Origin of the sequence: Acinetobacter lanii, assembly GCF_011578285.1 — a bacterium.
Classification (GTDB): Bacteria; Pseudomonadota; Gammaproteobacteria; order Pseudomonadales; family Moraxellaceae; genus Acinetobacter; species Acinetobacter lanii.
This window is the reverse complement of record NZ_CP049916.1, coordinates 352,746-369,256: the sequence shown is the minus strand read 5'-3', so window position 1 is coordinate 369,256 and position 16,511 is coordinate 352,746. Positions and strand designations below refer to the sequence as shown.

Below are 16,511 nucleotides of genomic sequence, written 5' to 3'. Positions count from 1 at the left end.
TTGTTCGTTTTTTCATTTCGCTCAGGAGTCCTTATGCCCCGCCATTTTCCATGCCCTCGTTGTGGTCAAGACAGTACTTGGGAGGACAATGCATTCCGTCCATTTTGTTCAGAACGATGCAAAATGATTGACTTGGGTGCTTGGGCAAGTGATGACTATAAATTACCCACTGAAGATGCACCTCAAGCTGAAGATCAAAGTAATGAGTATTAATGCCTAATTCATTACACAGAATTACGCTTAAGTATATTTTCTATACAATTTTTAATAACATAGCTTCTTTTTTTTATCCATACTTAATTCAATACGAATAAGTATGGAATCTCCCTTGATAAAATCTATCTTTTACTTTTTGCTATATGCTTTTGTGATCGCTAGTCTATTATTTTTAGTTTTAGGCATATATGTACCTGATATGCTTTTCATTGTGATTTCAGTTCTTTTTTCAATTTGTGCAGTATTAATTGCTCTAGAAAATCGACAAAATCTTAAAAATCCGTTTAGCACTTGAAAGCCCAATTTCATACATCCATCACTTTTCTACATTGAAATTTAAACTTTATTTACAAATTATTTAAAAATACCTAGGTGTGCACCCAAACCATGTGGTTCTTTTTTAATCAAATTATGATAATGTGACTTAAATCACATAAATAAAAATAAGAGATGACTCATGATTATGTATACAACATTATTTTCAATGACGACTGTATTTTTTATTCTCAGCCTTTTTTCTCTCATATTAGGCGTTTATATGGGAGACATGTCACTCCTGATCATTGCTGCTTTATTTGCTATAGCTACTGTTTTATTACGCCTGGAAATGCAAGATCTGCTACTAAATCCATTTACCGATTAGCCAAGACTTAATGCGCTTTAGAATGACCCACCTTATTATTGAGCATTTACATTAAAAAGACCGAATCTATCGGTCTTTTTTAGAGCATGTATCTAAACCAAACATCGAGATTAAAGCCTTTAAAGGATTAGCCTGCTTTACTGGCAACAAATGGATTGTATTGCTTTTCATGTCCAATGGTACTGATCGGACCATGCCCTGAAATAAATTGCGTTTCGTCCGGCAAGCTAAAGCATTCTCTTTCGATCGAATCGAGCAATTGTTGATGGTTGCCTTTTGGAAAGTCCGTTCGTCCAATAGAACCCTTAAACAACACATCGCCCGTCCATAACACGCCATAAGTTGCGTTATAGAACATCACATGACCTGGCGTATGCCCTGGTGCAAACCGAACCTCAAAGCGTTCCTGACCTAATCTCAAAGTTTCACCTCCCTCTAACCACTGATCCACAATGACAGGTTCAGGGATCGGGAAGCCATAACGTGCTGACACTTCTTGAATCATGTCTAACCAAAATGCATCTTCTTTATGTGGTCCGATCACAGGGACATTCCATGCTGTTTTCAAAGCACCCACAGCACCTGCATGGTCTAAATGTCCGTGGGTTAACCACAAGGCTTTTACGGTTAAACCGAGGCTTTCAACTTCCTGCTTCAGCTTCTCAGGTTCACCACCTGCATCAATCAAAACAGCTTCTTTGCTTTCAGAATCCCAGATAATTGAACAATTCTGAGCAAATGCTGTCACGGGTACAATTTTGACTTGCAACATAGGTGAACCTTTTGATTTTAATTTATTGCGCTAAGCTAAATTTTAAAGCATCCAATTGGGTTTGTATAAACTGATTCAGCATTTCAATATGATCTGCATTGCTATTTAACGCAGGAATATATTGGTACTGTTGTCCGCCCTGCCCTAAGAATAGCTCAGCATTTTGCATCGCCAACTCTTCAAGTGTTTCCAAACAATCTGCAGAAAATGCAGGACTTAAAACTTGAACTGAATTTACCCCTTGTTTCGCCCAATCTGTAAGCACTTGATCGGTATACGGTTTGACCCATTCTTGTTTACCAAAACGAGATTGGAAACTAATGCCCCATTCATCTTTAGCCAAATCTAAACGATCTGCCACTTTCTGCGCTGTGATACGACAACGATCCGCATAAGGATCGCCCTTGTCTGCATAAGGTTGCGGAATGCCATGAAATGACATCAGCAACTTTTCAGCTTTGCCATTTTTTTGCTGAAATTCGAGCACGCTTTTTGCCAAAGCATCGATAAACAATGGATGTTGGTAATAATCACGAATGATGCTGATACCCGGAAGATTACGTTGCTTTAAGGTCCACTGCGCAACCGCATCATATAACGGTGCTGTCGATGTCGCTGAATATTGTGGAAACAATGGAAATAAAATTAAATGCTCTTGTGGATTATGACTTACATCTGCCAAAACTGACTGAATACTTGGATTTCCATAGCTCATGGCAGGCACAATCTTTAATTCAAATTCAGGATTTTTGGCAAGTAAACATTGTTTTAACTGCGCCACTTGTTCAAATAAAATTTCTCGCATCGGAGAATCTTTCGACCACACCGACGCATAGGCTTCCGACACCCGTTTCGGTCGAAAAGGCAACACAAAACAACGTAAGATGATTTGCCAAAGCAGTTTTGGAATTTCAATCACACGCTGATCGGATAAAAATTGTTTTAAGAATTCACGCACTGCAGGAACAGTTGGTTCATCAGGCGTACCAAGATTTGCAACAATGATTGTAACTTTAGGTTTGGATAAAGTCATAATGTCCACATCAGTGATGAATATTTAACTGCCCACACTTTAGCAGACTCAATTCGATTCTTCTTAGGAATTAATTCAATAACCTTAATAGGATTAAATGATGCGCGTTTGACGACCAATTAAAGCCGAGTTTTTGATGACTAAACTCGATTTATCAGTCACTTTCCACAGCATCCGCTGACGTTCATCACGCCCAACTGGCACAATCCAATCATTTTGACGCATCTGTTGTTTGATCAAATGCAATGATCGGACATTAATTTGACAACGCGACACCGCATGCGCACGTGGCATTTGCTTCTGTGCATCTTCAAGCCCAGTTTCATTGAGATATTGATTCAGGACTTTGGAGAAATACTCTTCGGGTGCAGCTTGATTAAATTCCTGCGCTAAAATTTTTAACAATTCAGCCCAAGTCATTTCACGAATCGGATTGAGTTCTTTGAAATTACCATCTTGATAAGCATGCATCCGATAGTCAAAACTAAAGGTGTCACTCATGGTGACACGTGGTAGAGACAAGAATGGATCAATCTCAGCTTTTGACGGTTGTGCCTTGGCCTGACTCAACTGAGATTTGAGTTTATCAATTTCATCTTGCAGACTTTGAATACTTTGTGGTCTTACCCAACCCGAGACAGGGTAACGCTCCAGCATTTGCGGCATATAGGCGCGAATACTCAGCTCTAAATCTCGCAGTGTGCGATAGGTAATGACTTGCTCAACTTCTTTTTGTAGTTGATGGCGGAACTCATAAAAGCGATCTTTTAGTTCTTTTTTAGATTCTTGTAATGATTCATCGCGTGATTCAGGATTTTCATGCATAAACACAATAATCGGTTTTTGCTTAGTCACCGCATAAATATATTCAAGCTGTAAATAACTCACCCCTGAAACCGATTGCTCACCATATTGGCTACCGAGAAGCAAAAAAACGTAGTCACAATCATCAATTTGACGTCGTGCAAATGCGGTACTGAGCGGCGTTCTCTGCTCCAAACCCCAAGAGAAAAAGCCCATACCGATCAAAGTCTGAGATACCACCATTCTTTCGGGCTGCATCTCTTTACCAGAAGTTGTAATAAACACTTGGTAACGCTTATCAAGCATCGCTAAACCCGTTCCTTTGTCTCACTTTATATTTAACCTTTTCTGAATCTTGTCAAGGCTTGAAATCTCAATTATTCTTTATTCTCATTACAGTTCTATGCTGAACGAATTAGTCCCATTTATCAACTAAATTTTCAATCGACCACGAGATTTCAGCATCGATTAAGCGTTTGATAATTGGTTTTAATTCCTCAGCATTTTGCCCACTAACAAAACATTTTAATTGTGGATGTTGAGTGCTTTTTTGATTGGAAAGCACCTGATGTTTAATCAACATACGCGCGGTTTGACGCGCCACTGCGCATCCCGAATCGACCAAAGTCAACTGATCTGTATATAAATGCTGAATCGCAGCTTTTAAGAATGGATAATGGGTGCAACCCAACACCAAATAATCTGCATGCTGACGTACCACAGGATCTAAAATTTCCCGCAAAGTGGCATGACATTCCGGCGAATTCTGCTGCCCTGCCTCAACAAAAGGCACCAAGTCCAGACAGGTCACATTAATTACATCAACCCCTGCAGGCTCTGCGAACTTATGCATCACTTCTTTAATCAATTGCCCCCGAAAGGTTGCAGGCGTTGCCAATACGGCCACAACTTTAGACTGAGTTTGCAACACCGCAGGTTTCAGCGCAGGTACAAGACCCACGATTGGAAATTTCTCACCATAATGTTCACGCAGATAATCTAAGCTAAAAGCCGATGCAGTATTGCAGGCCACCACAGCCACTTTACAGCCTTGACGATACAGCCATTCAATCGCTTTGGCAGTCAGCTCACGAATCTCTTGATCTTTGCGTGGACCATAGGGGACGTGCGCTGTATCTGCAAAATACACAATCCGTTCATTGGGTAAATAGCGTGCAATTTCCAATGCGACAGACAGCCCACCAATCCCTGAATCAAAAATACCAATCGGTGCGGATGCATCGGCATGCGGCATGCGATCCGTTAAAGGGGACAAGGGTAAAATGGCAGACATTTCAGCGACGACTACATGCGTTAATTTGAATCAGCAAAGCTTAAACCTCAAGTGCCTAATTGCAAGTCTAAATTTCCACTTTTCAAAGACAAAATAGATTCACCTTGCTCATTCTCAATTAAAACCCCCATTTCCACTAAATGGAAGAAACTCGCCCGTTGAATCAATGCATTGATTCCAAAACGAACATGCACATACGGGCGTAATTCGCCTTGAAATTCACGCATGAAAATTGGATGGTCTTCATCGACAATCACAATATCTTGATTGGTGGTGGTCAGCTGAATAAAAGACTGACCGTCAATCTCGACTTGATCGACCTGATTGACCATCAATGGCTCATCTTCTACTTCAATCTCAATCTGTTCGACGGGGGTTTTTAAATAGAATTTACCCGCTTCTTTCCACAGCACCGTTGAAAACAGGTCGATCATACGTTGGCGCTTGATCAATTGACCTTCGTGCCACCATTCTCCATTGGCTTTTACCTTCAAATCCATTCTGCCACAATGCTTTGGATGCCATTGCTCTAAAGGCGGGATTGACCTTTTGTGACTTGGCTGTACATCTTTTAGGTATTGTGCAATATTGTTTAAGTTTTTATCATCAGGGACGAGCGTATTCTGCTCGACCGATGTAGAATTATTTTGTTTTACCATGGTTTATGCCCTTGCTGACGAAAAAATAAAACGACTCAGCCAATTGGCTAGATCAGGGATTAAAACTATACTAGCGCAAATTATATAAACGGTATGATAACTCAATTGTACCGATGAATTAAGAACACTCATGGCAGCACCGTTTTGATGTTCATCAAGGATGAAAATACGGTTGCCACCTTTAACAGTATGAGGAGTCCTTTATGGAACACATCGAACGTGAATCGATGGAGTTTGACGTCGTTATCGTTGGCGCAGGCCCTGCCGGTCTTTCTGCCGCGATTAAAATCCGTCAACTTGCAATTGAAAATAACCTAAACGATTTGTCCGTTTGTGTCGTCGAAAAAGGCTCTGAAGTCGGTGCGCATATCCTCTCCGGTGCTGTGCTTGAACCGCGCGCCATGAATGAGTTGTTCCCAGATTGGAAAGAACAAGGTGCACCACTCAATGTGCCTGTCACTGAAGATAAGACCTTCTTCCTTCTTTCAGAAACAACCTCTAAAGAAGCACCGCATTGGATGGTACCGAAAACCATGCACAATGATGGTAACTACGTGATCTCTCTCGGCAACGTGGTGCGTTGGTTGGGTCAAAAAGCGGAAGAACTTGAAGTATCCATCTTCCCTGGTTTTGCCGCTTCTGAAATCCTTTACCATGAAGATGGTTCTGTAAAAGGGATTCAAACCGGTGACATGGGCATTGGTAAAGATGGTGAACCAACGCATAACTTTACCCCAGGGTATGAACTACATGCCAAATACACCTTATTTGCTGAAGGTTGCCGTGGCCACCTCGGTAAACGTCTCATTTCTAAATTCAATTTAGATAAAGATGCAGATCCTCAGCACTACGGGATCGGGATTAAAGAATTATGGGAAATCGATCCGGCAAAACACAAACCAGGTACGGTGATGCATGGTGCAGGCTGGCCTTTAAGTGAGACTGGTTCTTCTGGCGGTTGGTGGTTGTATCACGCTGAAAATAACCAAGTGACTTTGGGCATGATCGTCGATCTTTCTTACCAAAACCCGCATATGTATCCATTCATGGAAATGCAACGCTGGAAAACCCATCCCCTGATCAAGCAATTCCTTGAAGGTGGTAAGCGTATTTCTTATGGTGCACGTGCTGTAGTGAAAGGTGGTTTCAACTCACTTCCGAAACTGACCTTTCCAGGCGGTTGTTTGATTGGTGATGATGCAGGTTTCCTCAACTTCGCCAAAATCAAAGGCTCTCATACTGCAATGAAGTCAGGCATGTTGTGTGGTGAAGCGGTATTTGAAGCCATTGCGGCCGGTATAGCAAAAGGCGGTGATATTGCGGTTGCCCGTGTGACTGAAGGTGAAGACCTATTCGTTAAAGAACTGACCTCTTACACAGACAAATTTAACAACAGCTGGCTGAAAGAAGAGCTCTATAACTCGCGTAACTTTGGCCCTGCAATGCATAAATTTGGTCAATGGATGGGCGGTGCTTTTAACTTCATCGATCAAAATGTGTTTAAAGTTCCATTTACCTTGCATGATTTAACGCCTGACTTTAAAGCAATTAAAACTGTTGATGCCGTAAACTTTAAACCTAACTATCCAAAACCAGATGGTAAGCTCACCTTTGACCGTTTGTCGTCTGTGTTTGTATCCAATACCGTGCATGAAGAAAATCAGCCAGCGCATTTGAAACTGACTGACCCATCAATTCCTGTGAATGTGAACCTACCAAAATGGGATGAGCCTGCTCAGCGTTACTGCCCTGCAGGTGTATATGAAATCATGGAAAATGATGATGGTTCAAAGCGTTTCCAAATCAATGCAGCAAACTGTGTGCACTGTAAGACCTGTGACATTAAAGACCCATCACAAAATATCACCTGGGTAACACCTGAGGGTGCGGGTGGTCCGAATTACCCGAATATGTAATCTAATCAATGTAAATAAACCCGCTTAGGCGGGTTTATTTTTATCTATTATTATTTCAAATACTCTTTCCTATAGTTGCTGTAATCGGGAAGATATTTAAGTTAGAACTATGGAGTGGAATGGTAATCCCCCCTAAAAATAAAAGGATCTAAAAGTAGAATTTTCTCTTAAGATACAAGCAGGAGATTCTGCATGAAAACATCGAAATTTACTGACAGTCAGATCATGTCCATCTTGAAGCAGGCGGAATCTGGCACACCTGTAGCCGCCCTTTGTCGTGAACACGGCATGAGTAATGCCACGTTTTATAAATGGCGTGCCAAATATGGCGGTATGGATACCTCATTGATGGCTCGACTGAAAGAGCTGGAAGCAGAAAATACCAGACTTAAAAAGATGTATGCGGAAGAACGATTAAAGGCAGAGATCATCCAGGAAGCGATGGTAAAAAAGTGGTGAAGCCATCTTGCCGGCGTAAGATGGCACATCAGGTAGTTGCCCAGCATGCCATTAGTATTCGTTTGGCTTGTAAAGCATTTGGCATTAGTGAAACCTGCTACCGCTATCAAGCCAAACTCAGCGATGACAATGCATTAATTGCTGAACAGCTCATTGAACTCACTGAAGAAAATACAGATTGGGGATTCGGTCTGTGCTTCTCATATTTACGACATGTTGAGAATCACTGCTGGAATCACAAGCGGGTTTATCGCATTTACTGTGAGTTGGCACTGAATCTGCGTATTAAGCCAAGAAGAAGACTAAAAAGACATGCACCAGAACCACTAAAGGAACCAATCCGAGAAAATCAAGTTTGGTCATTAGATTTTATGCATGATCAGCTTTCCGATGGTCGAAAGTATCGGCTATTGAATGTAATTGATGATTACCGCCGCGAAGGCCTAGCCATTGAAGCAGGATTCTCATTGCCCACAATCAGGGTTATTCGTACGTTGAATCAGCTATTGGAATGGCGAGAAAAACCGTTAGTTATTCGGTGTGACAATGGCCCGGAGTTTATCAGTCATGAATTTGTACGTTGGGCTACTGAGCACGGCATTCGTATTGAATATATTCAACCGGGTAAGCCACAACAGAATGCATATATTGAACGTTATAATCGGACCATACGTTATAGCTGGCTGAGTAAACATTTATTTGATACTTTGGATGAAGTACAAGATTATGCAACGAGTTGGCTGTGGCATTACAACCATGAAAGACCACATCAAGCAAACAAAGGAAAGCCACCTCTAATGGCTGCTTAACCTCTACTTTTAACTTCGGTTATTTATGGGAGGATTACCCATCAACCCAATGCAGTTGTGGCTGCCAGTTACGTCGTATCGGCGAAGATATCAGTGAAAAACTGCATTTCAGACCGGCACAGTTCTACAAGGAACAGCATGTCCGTGGCAAATGGGTCTGTGATCAGTGCGACACTCTGACTCAGCAAGCGATGCCTGCCTATGTGATTGATAAAGGCATTGCTTCACCTGAATTGCTCAGCCATGTGCTGGTATCGAAGTATGCCGATCATTTGCCGCTGTACCGTCAGCGCCTGATCTATCAGCGGGCGGGCATTGATCTGTCCAGATCTACTTTATCTGACTGGATTGGTCGCTGCGGTGTGGAACTGGAACCTCTGGCCAATGCCTTAAAACAGGTGGTGCTGCAACAGCGGGTGATCCATGCCGATGAAACGCCGGTCACCATCATGCGGATGGGTGATGATGAGAAAAAACCGAAGAAAGGTTATGTCTGGGCCTATGCCACTACACAGTACAATCCAGTTCAGGCAGTGATCTATGACTTTCAGGATAGTCGTTCAGGTCAGCATGCTGAAGCGTTCCTGAATGGCTGGCAGGGTCATCTGGTCTGTGATGATTACAGTGGTTATAAAGCACGCTTTAAATCAGGCCAGGTCATTGAGGTGGGCTGCATGGCACATGCACGTCGTAAATTCCATGAACTGTATGTGACCGGGAAAAGTCAGATCGCTGAACAGGCATTAGTGCTGATTCAGAAACTGTATGCCATAGAAGCAGAACTCAGGAAAAAGACCGATGGTACAGCAGAACATCGCCGCGAATACCGGCAACAGCATAGCCAAACGGTGATGCAACAACTGTATGAATGGCTCAGCCAACATTATCTGGCGGTGCCATCGAGTTCTCCAACTGCCAAGGCGATCAATTACAGCCTAAAACGTTGGCAGGCACTCTGCCGCTATCTGGATGATGGCAATTTGCCTATAGATAATAACTGGATTGAAAATCAGATGCGCCCCTGGGCGTTGGGACGTAAGAACTGGCTGTTTGCTGGCTCGCTGCGCAGCGGCCAACGAGCTGCCAATATCATGACTTTAATCCAGTCAGCAAAGCTGAATGGACTGGATCCGTATGCCTATTTAAGTGATGTGCTGAAAAGGCTGCCGACGCATAAAGTCACCCAAATAGAAGAATTACTGCCACACCGCTGGAAATCCGACCAAAATTAAAAAATAGGCATGGGATTCAGCGGACGCTTACGGCATGCAGCGTCTATTCGGTGTTGCACCTGAAACACTGATGGCCTGGATAAAAAAAAGTAAACAGCAGGAAACTGAGTGACGAATTACTTGATGCTCATCCAACAGATGTCCTTGAGCTTGATGAGTTATGGAGTTTCGTAAAAGCCCGTCGCCATAAGGTTTGGACTTGGATTGCTCCCTGCCATCGTACACGCCAAATAGTGGCTTATGTGTGTGGTCAGCGTAATGATAAAACGTGTACAGATTTACGTTGCCGTATTCCCACAAGCTACTTTAATTTAGCAACCTGTAGTGATTATTGGTCAAGTTATGCTGAGGTATTTGATCCTGATACTCATCGCTCTGTAGGTAAACATACAGGTTTAACCAACCATGTTGAGCGTTTCAATGCCACATTAAGAAATCGCTTAGGGCGTTTTACACGGAAAACTTTAAGCTTTTCGAAGAAGAAAGAAAATCATGAAGCTGTCTTGCATCTATTTTTATTAAAATACAATCAAGACATGAAAGATAGGTGGTTAACACGTCACATTTAGACACTACCAGAATTCCTTTCAACAATAGGTTTTTAGCAATACTCTACTCCCTTATAAGCATAGACATAATTAATAATCCAATATTTCAAATCATCTAATTCTCGTTTTCTCCCATCTTTGTAATTAATTTTCCTTGGAAAAACAATCATCATCATATTTTTTTTACCATTACATAAAATCACTTGATCATCTTTTGCTCCATTGCCATAACTCCACCCACTGTCCTTTAATAAATCAATTTTATTAGCCATGGTATTCTGGGATAGATCAACTTTTTTGACTTTTGCTGTTGAAGATAGTGTAATCTCTTTTGTAAAAACTATTTTAAAATTATAACTGTCATATTCTCCAAATATTTTATTTGAAAGCTGTTCTTGATCTACCATACCTTCACGATGAACCTTATTTGGAATAAAGAGTACATAAAATAGAAATATAAACCATGCACCTAATAGAATATTTTTCAGTATTTTTCTATTCATAAGGCTTTATGCAACAATACCTATACAAACCACTAATAATAGTTAGCAATATTCTCCCCCCTTATAAGTATATGTATAATTTATAATCCAATTCGCTAAATCAGCTTCGGTTAATCTCATACCATTCGGATAGTTAAGTTTGGTTGGATAAACTATTATAATTTCATTTTGATTCCCGAAACATAGTGTGATTTGATCCTCTCGCGCAGGATAGACTTGCTTCCACCCATGTTTCTTTAAGTCAGCTATTTTGTCGTTTAAATCGTGTTTGCTTAATTCTTGTTTATCAATGAATGCTATGCTTGATAAATATGTTTCTTTATTAAGGCCTTCTTCATACCGATGACTACTATAAGCTCCAAATAATTTATTTGAAAGCTGTTCTTGATCTATCATACCTTCACGATGAACCTTATTTGGAATAATGAGCACATAAAACAGAAATATAAACCATGCACCGAGTAGAATTCTTATTAGCAATTTCTTATTCATGATAAACATTTTTTACTTATTCCTTTCCGAAGGATCATACCAACCGCCTTTTCCTATTATTTTTACTGAGCCAGAAACGGACGCATCAACTCCACCTCCCCCCATAGACCAACCACGTTCTGTGGCATATTTTTCTTTGAAAGGATCTTTACCCTCATCAATAGTCTGACCCGGAAACGTATATCCGCCCGTTATACCAACTACAGGTGCTGTAACCGTGGTATTATAAGATTTACCCTTCAAAAATTCTGATACTTCTCTTGCTCTATTTTCATTTTCACTTATATTCTCAACTTTACCAAATGTAACACTAAGACTAGCTGGTTTAGGTTTTTCAATGTGCTTAGTTGGTAAACCAATTGCTTTTGCTATCGCTTTTCCAGCAGGTTCCGCTACATTACTTGCCGATCCGCCTACCGACCCAAATACATCGGGACTAAGTAAATTAACAGTAGTTCCTACAGAACCAATAGGTGTATTTATATTCACAGATGCATAATCACAATTACATGTATACACTTGACCTGTAACTGAACTTATTGCAGATGCCTTTAAAACATTGGTAGTGCCAATTTGTGCTACCGTACCCACCCCTCTAGCTGAGGCTGCAGCACCAAACTCAGTCATCATTCCCACGGCAACACCTGTAGCTTGCCCAGATCCATAACTGTAAGAGCCTTTATCAACCACCCCATTCGTTCCCATTTTATCTCTTATATAATCTGTAGCACCAAAACTTAGCATATCCCCAACTCCTGCCGAAAAATCAACTACCTCTTGTGGTAAAGCTGGTGGAACCCATGGGGTTTCAATTTTAGGAATTTGGCTAGCATTATAAATACGTAATTGCTGTTCGGCTTTTCTATTCTGTTCTCTTGCCCATTCATTATATTTTGCATTATTTTCTTCAATAGCTTTTCTTTGTGCAACCTGCTCCTTACGCCAATGATCCATTTCAATTTGTTGTTGGCGAAGCTGATTTAATTTATTTTCCTGCGCTAACGCTTGCGAATCAGGACGTCCATAGCTGTCTGATGCCGGATACCAATCTGATCCTTCCTTACGATCTGAATATGCACCTTTCCCATTTGTCCATATTCCTGCTAACCCCAAGGGATCGACCCACTGATTCGGATCACTTACATAAGCCGAATTATTTAATCCTCCTTGCAATCCAATCGGATCTTTTGAAATATATCGTGCACTATGCGGCTCATAATATCTGTAACGGTTATAGTGCAGTCCTGTTTCCTCATCGTAATATTGCCCTTGGAAACGAATCTCTGTTTGCTCAAATGGATTGTCTGGGTTGGGTTGGCTGATCTCTTCTGCTCTACCCCACGTGCTTTGTCGAATACTCCACACACATTCTTCTAACTCATTACTCAGACTTTGTGGTGTACCCACTTGATCACAGTGGTAAAAAGCGACACGTTCGAGTTCAGTTCGTTGCTTTCGCGTTTCTGTTTTCCATACGGGGTCTTTATAAATCGAATACGGCTCAGTTTTAAATCGGCTGTAGTCAGGGGTTTCGATCAGTTTGATAAATTGGCTATAGCCTGCCTGTAGGGCCGGCACAAAGCTGTTCGGTTCATAAATGTAGTGCTTGGTATATTCCTGTTTTTTGGGGTTATCGGCTTGGCTATTCTGAACTTTATATGTTGTTGTGGTTTTAGACTCCCAAATCATCAAATCCCCATCCCAACCAAATAAGATCAGGCTGTTTTAGGCTTTATACAGATATTATCTAAAGTTATATTACCCTTATTCGGTTTTCTAAATAGAGTTCTTTCATAAGTCATTTTTACTCAGTTCCATGTTGTAGATTCCAGCAATTAAATTGAATCTTAAACCTAGTCTTTTGCCTCGATTACGATATCGCTCAGCAAGGATTTTAAAGGTTTTCAAACTGCCAAATACATGCTCAATTCCAATTCTTCTTTTATTGATTTCTTGATTGTAAATTTTTAGCTCGGGATCTAGTTTGCAGTGCTTCTTTGCTTTTAGAGGCAATAAGCTATTCGGATATACTGCATAAATCCCTTGATAGCCTTTATCTGCAAGAATAAAAGACCCTTTAGGAATCTGATTCAAGTTACCTTTGAAGAGCTCGAAATCATGTACTGCACCACGACTTATGCATAAACTCAGAACTTGCTGAGTTCTATAATGAATGATGGCCTGTACTTTGAAAGTATGTGCCTTCTTCTTCCCACTATAGCTTTTCTTCTGTTTTTTTAGGTCTTTGTATTGGGATTTCTGTAGCATCTACGATCACCACATTCCAGTCTATACCTTCGCCTTCAGGCAAATCCTTCGGTAAATTGAATAAATTGGACTTGATTAGGCAATCTTCTACATGGCGAACAATTCTTGAAGCAGTAGGCTCTGACACGCCATAACTTGTTGCGACATGGAACAATGTTCGGTATTCACGCCAATAGCTCAAACAGAGTAAAACCTGATCTTCTACACTTAACTTAGGTGGTCTACCTTTAGCAGGGACATGCATTTTCAGTTGTTCAACCATCAAATCAAAGGTTGACCATGAGATGCCTGTATATCGCTTAAACTGTGTTTCAGAAAGCTTCTTTGAGTCGATGTATTTCATCCGCAAATTATGCATGAATATTTAAAATTCTTTGGTATAAATAATCAGCAAAAGATAGATCGTTTTTTGATTTATGAAAGAGATACCGTCTGAAACGTCAAGCAAATTATTGAAAATTCATGCTGAATAATCTGCTTGGTAAGGTTGTTGATGTTTGAGTACATCATAACAAAGATGAACCAACTTCCTCATCGCAGCTCCAATCGCTATCATTTTGGTTTTACCATTGGCCAATAACCTTTTATTCATCCCTTTGATATGAGGATTATGTCGAGTTGCGACAATGGCTGCCATATATAAACCAGCACGTATTTTGGAAGAGTCCGCTTTGGATAAACGGCTTCTACCATGAATCGAGCTACCCGACTGCTTTTGAATGGGAACCAAGCCAACAAAGGCAGCCGCTTGACTAGCCCTTTCAAACGTATGGCTGCGCAAGAAACTCAGCATTAATAAACTGGTTCGATCTGCAATGGCTGGAATACTGCTGAGCAGCTTTATCATTTTTTAAATCGGGATTCTGATCAATGTGATCATCAACTTGCTGGTCGATACCCTGAATGTGTTTGTTTAACTGTTCAATGCTCTTATGGATAGATTGAAGTACAGGTTCCATCGTGAAGGTAGACTCTGCTTTTTCCAAACGATTCTCTTCACGTTGTAAATCTTCACAAAGAGCAGCTCTTCTATCCAACAAAGCATTCAGCAATTGAATATGTTGGGGTAAAGGTTGCCAAAAATGTAGATCAGCAGTCATTGCGAATCGGGCTAGAACCTCACTATCTACCTTGTCTGTTTTATTCAGCTTAGACATACTCTGAGCAAAATATCGAGCTCTGGCAGGATTGGTTACGCAGACTTGATAGCCCGCATCAAATAAATATTTCGCCAAGAGTTCATGATAAATAGAAGTTGCTTCCATTAAAGTAATGGTCTGCGTAGAAGTTACAGCATGCTGCTTTAGCCAAGTTTGAAGTTGCTCAAAACCTTTTGGTGTATTTGAAAAAGTTTTAGTCTTCTTTTTACTTACAGAGTTTTCTAAAATTAAACAGCAATCAATTTTAGCTTTAGCAACATCAATACCAAGATAAAACATAATTTTTACCTGCTTTATTTATTCAATTATTGTTTTAGCATAACCACCGTCTTTTCTTGTGAATACAGCATCAAAGTGCTTAGTTACCGTCCAGAGTTGTGCAAGTGGTTAGGGCAAATTGTAGGTTTTATCTCTTTCACAGACTAAAAGTCTTAGGTCTATTACAAACTCTACAATTTGCATATAGTGGAAGCTAATCACTACAAGCGCTAAGATACAAGATCTATTGATTAGCCTAAAATCATTTAAAAAATATTTAATTAACGCTACAAATCATTTGATCTAATTGCAAGCTTGAGTCTTCAAATTTATAATATGATATTTTTGATCTTAAATATACTCCATTTTCATCAAATATCTGACTATATATAATTTTATGTTTTGATTTACAATCAAAAAAATGCTCTGCATATATATAATCAATATCCTTACCCATATCAACAAACCCATATTCTATTACTTCTTTATCAAAATTCCCGAAATTATTATTACTTTTTGCATCTCTCAAAAAATATAATTGAGGGCTATTTTTAGGAGTATCATTATTTTTATAAACAAACCTTCTATCTTTATCATAATTTTTTATTTTTTCTAAAAAATTACCAATATTGAGCTTCAGCAGAAATTCTTTAGAATATGCATTAGATATAAAAATCATTGTAAAAAAAACAACCACAAACTTCATATTAAATCTCTGCAATTACTTTTTATTAAAACCTATCAATAAATAAATTATAAAGAATATTATAAAAAAAACATTAATGGATATTTTAAAGTATGACGTTAACGTACCCCACAAAACATCTCTACCAGCACGACCAAAACCACAAGCATCATTTATAATACAATCATAAGAACTATAAAATAAAAAACCAATCAAAACTAATATAAAAAAAAACTTCATATTATTTATCACCAAAAATTAAATTATCTAACTTATCTACAACCACACCTTCAACCTCACTTTGTATATATTGCCCCCCTATTATTGCTGTACCTTTAGCCATTTTTTTATCAGCAACTTTATTTGCGTTAGATATAAACCCATAACCAACTTGCTCAGGATCCATACGTCTCACATTTTTAGATAAATGTGCTCCCTGCTTTAATAGTACGACTCCTCGGCCTGTAGCTATAGTACCAACTAATACTACTTTATCCGCTGCTTTGAACGATATGTGCTCTGTGTCTAGCAGATGCTCAGGTACCAAATTATTTTCTCTTAACGCTATTGTCGATAACCCCATTGTAAAACCGTGAGTTACTCCTAATGCACCTCGCAGACCATTATCTAATATTTCACCACGTTGATAGTCTTCTTTTATTGACCCCCATAACGTAACTTTACACCCACATATAAAATCGATGTTTGATACTCGTTTTGATAATAATTCATTTTGATTATTCATACTTTCTATAGACTT

Annotated in this window: 14 protein-coding genes and 3 pseudogenes; 5 read left to right on the top strand and 12 right to left on the bottom strand. The window is 39.8% G+C overall.

Going from position 1 to position 16,511, the window contains the following annotated elements:
• Window positions 1-33 precede the first annotated feature (33 nt).
• Window positions 34-213 carry a DNA gyrase inhibitor YacG gene (locus G8D99_RS01650; protein WP_166322027.1) on the top strand — a complete coding sequence of 60 codons (180 nt, stop codon included), beginning with the start codon at window positions 34-36 and terminating at the stop codon, window positions 211-213.
• A gap of 773 nt (window positions 214-986) precedes the next feature.
• Here the strand turns inward: G8D99_RS01650 and G8D99_RS01645 are convergent.
• From G8D99_RS01645 to G8D99_RS01625, 5 genes are all read right to left on the bottom strand, one after another.
• Window positions 987-1,631, bottom strand: a complete 645-nt coding sequence (locus G8D99_RS01645) for an MBL fold metallo-hydrolase (RefSeq protein WP_166322025.1) — start codon at window positions 1,629-1,631, stop codon at window positions 987-989.
• Window positions 1,632-1,653: 22 nt separating this feature from the next.
• The gene (gene hemH / locus G8D99_RS01640) at window positions 1,654-2,664 is read right to left on the bottom strand and encodes a ferrochelatase (protein WP_171522747.1); all 1,011 of its coding nucleotides are present in this window, start codon (window positions 2,662-2,664) and stop codon (window positions 1,654-1,656) included.
• Window positions 2,665-2,757: 93 nt separating this feature from the next.
• Window positions 2,758-3,774 carry a DUF4062 domain-containing protein gene (locus G8D99_RS01635; RefSeq protein WP_166322023.1) on the bottom strand — a complete coding sequence of 339 codons (1,017 nt, stop codon included), beginning with the start codon at window positions 3,772-3,774 and terminating at the stop codon, window positions 2,758-2,760.
• Between the two features lie 109 nt (window positions 3,775-3,883).
• Window positions 3,884-4,762, bottom strand: a complete 879-nt coding sequence (gene murI, locus G8D99_RS01630) for a glutamate racemase (RefSeq protein WP_166322021.1) — start codon at window positions 4,760-4,762, stop codon at window positions 3,884-3,886.
• 47 nt (window positions 4,763-4,809) lie between these two features.
• Window positions 4,810-5,421 carry a DUF1285 domain-containing protein gene (locus G8D99_RS01625; RefSeq protein WP_166322019.1) on the bottom strand — a complete coding sequence of 204 codons (612 nt, stop codon included), beginning with the start codon at window positions 5,419-5,421 and terminating at the stop codon, window positions 4,810-4,812.
• A 203-nt stretch (window positions 5,422-5,624) separates the two neighbouring features.
• Between G8D99_RS01625 and G8D99_RS01620 the strand changes: the two genes are divergently transcribed.
• From G8D99_RS01620 to G8D99_RS01605, 4 genes and pseudogenes are all read left to right on the top strand, one after another.
• The gene (locus G8D99_RS01620; protein WP_166322017.1) at window positions 5,625-7,337 is read left to right on the top strand and encodes an electron transfer flavoprotein-ubiquinone oxidoreductase; all 1,713 of its coding nucleotides are present in this window, start codon (window positions 5,625-5,627) and stop codon (window positions 7,335-7,337) included.
• 192 nt (window positions 7,338-7,529) lie between these two features.
• Window positions 7,530-8,605, top strand: a protein-coding gene (locus G8D99_RS01615; RefSeq protein WP_104505755.1) for an IS3 family transposase whose coding sequence is annotated in 2 segments (ribosomal slippage) — window positions 7,530-7,782 and window positions 7,782-8,605 — 1,077 coding nt in all. Because the reading frame shifts where the segments join, the coding sequence is not laid out codon by codon here.
• 41 nt (window positions 8,606-8,646) lie between these two features.
• A pseudogene (gene tnpC / locus G8D99_RS01610) lies at window positions 8,647-9,837 on the top strand (IS66 family transposase); the annotation flags it as partial.
• A gap of 104 nt (window positions 9,838-9,941) precedes the next feature.
• Window positions 9,942-10,406, top strand: a complete 465-nt coding sequence (locus tag G8D99_RS01605) for an IS1 family transposase (protein WP_166327440.1) — start codon at window positions 9,942-9,944, stop codon at window positions 10,404-10,406.
• Between the two features lie 32 nt (window positions 10,407-10,438).
• Here the strand turns inward: G8D99_RS01605 and G8D99_RS01600 are convergent, their stop codons facing one another.
• From G8D99_RS01600 to G8D99_RS01570, 7 genes and pseudogenes are all read right to left on the bottom strand, one after another.
• Window positions 10,439-10,888: a hypothetical protein gene (locus G8D99_RS01600; RefSeq protein WP_166322015.1), complete on the bottom strand. Its 450-nt coding sequence runs from the start codon at window positions 10,886-10,888 to the stop codon at window positions 10,439-10,441.
• 42 nt (window positions 10,889-10,930) lie between these two features.
• The gene (locus tag G8D99_RS01595) at window positions 10,931-11,389 is read right to left on the bottom strand and encodes a hypothetical protein (RefSeq protein ID WP_166322013.1); all 459 of its coding nucleotides are present in this window, start codon (window positions 11,387-11,389) and stop codon (window positions 10,931-10,933) included.
• A 1,032-nt stretch (window positions 11,390-12,421) separates the two neighbouring features.
• Window positions 12,422-13,105: pseudogene (locus G8D99_RS15850) on the bottom strand (RHS repeat-associated core domain-containing protein); the annotation flags it as partial.
• A gap of 66 nt (window positions 13,106-13,171) precedes the next feature.
• Complete coding sequence (locus G8D99_RS15570) at window positions 13,172-13,648, bottom strand: transposase family protein (protein WP_196782895.1); 477 nt, start codon at window positions 13,646-13,648, stop codon at window positions 13,172-13,174.
• A complete protein-coding gene (locus tag G8D99_RS01580) occupies window positions 13,596-14,006 on the bottom strand; it encodes a transposase family protein (protein WP_166322011.1) in 411 nt (136 codons plus the stop codon). The genes G8D99_RS15570 and G8D99_RS01580 overlap by 53 nt, the downstream gene beginning before the upstream one ends.
• A 102-nt stretch (window positions 14,007-14,108) precedes the next feature.
• Window positions 14,109-15,087, bottom strand: a pseudogene (locus G8D99_RS01575) (IS110 family transposase).
• Window positions 15,088-15,343: 256 nt separating this feature from the next.
• Window positions 15,344-15,772 (bottom strand): hypothetical protein, encoded by a 429-nt coding sequence (locus tag G8D99_RS01570; protein ID WP_166322009.1) that lies wholly within the window; start codon window positions 15,770-15,772, stop codon window positions 15,344-15,346.
• Window positions 15,773-16,511 lie beyond the last annotated feature (739 nt).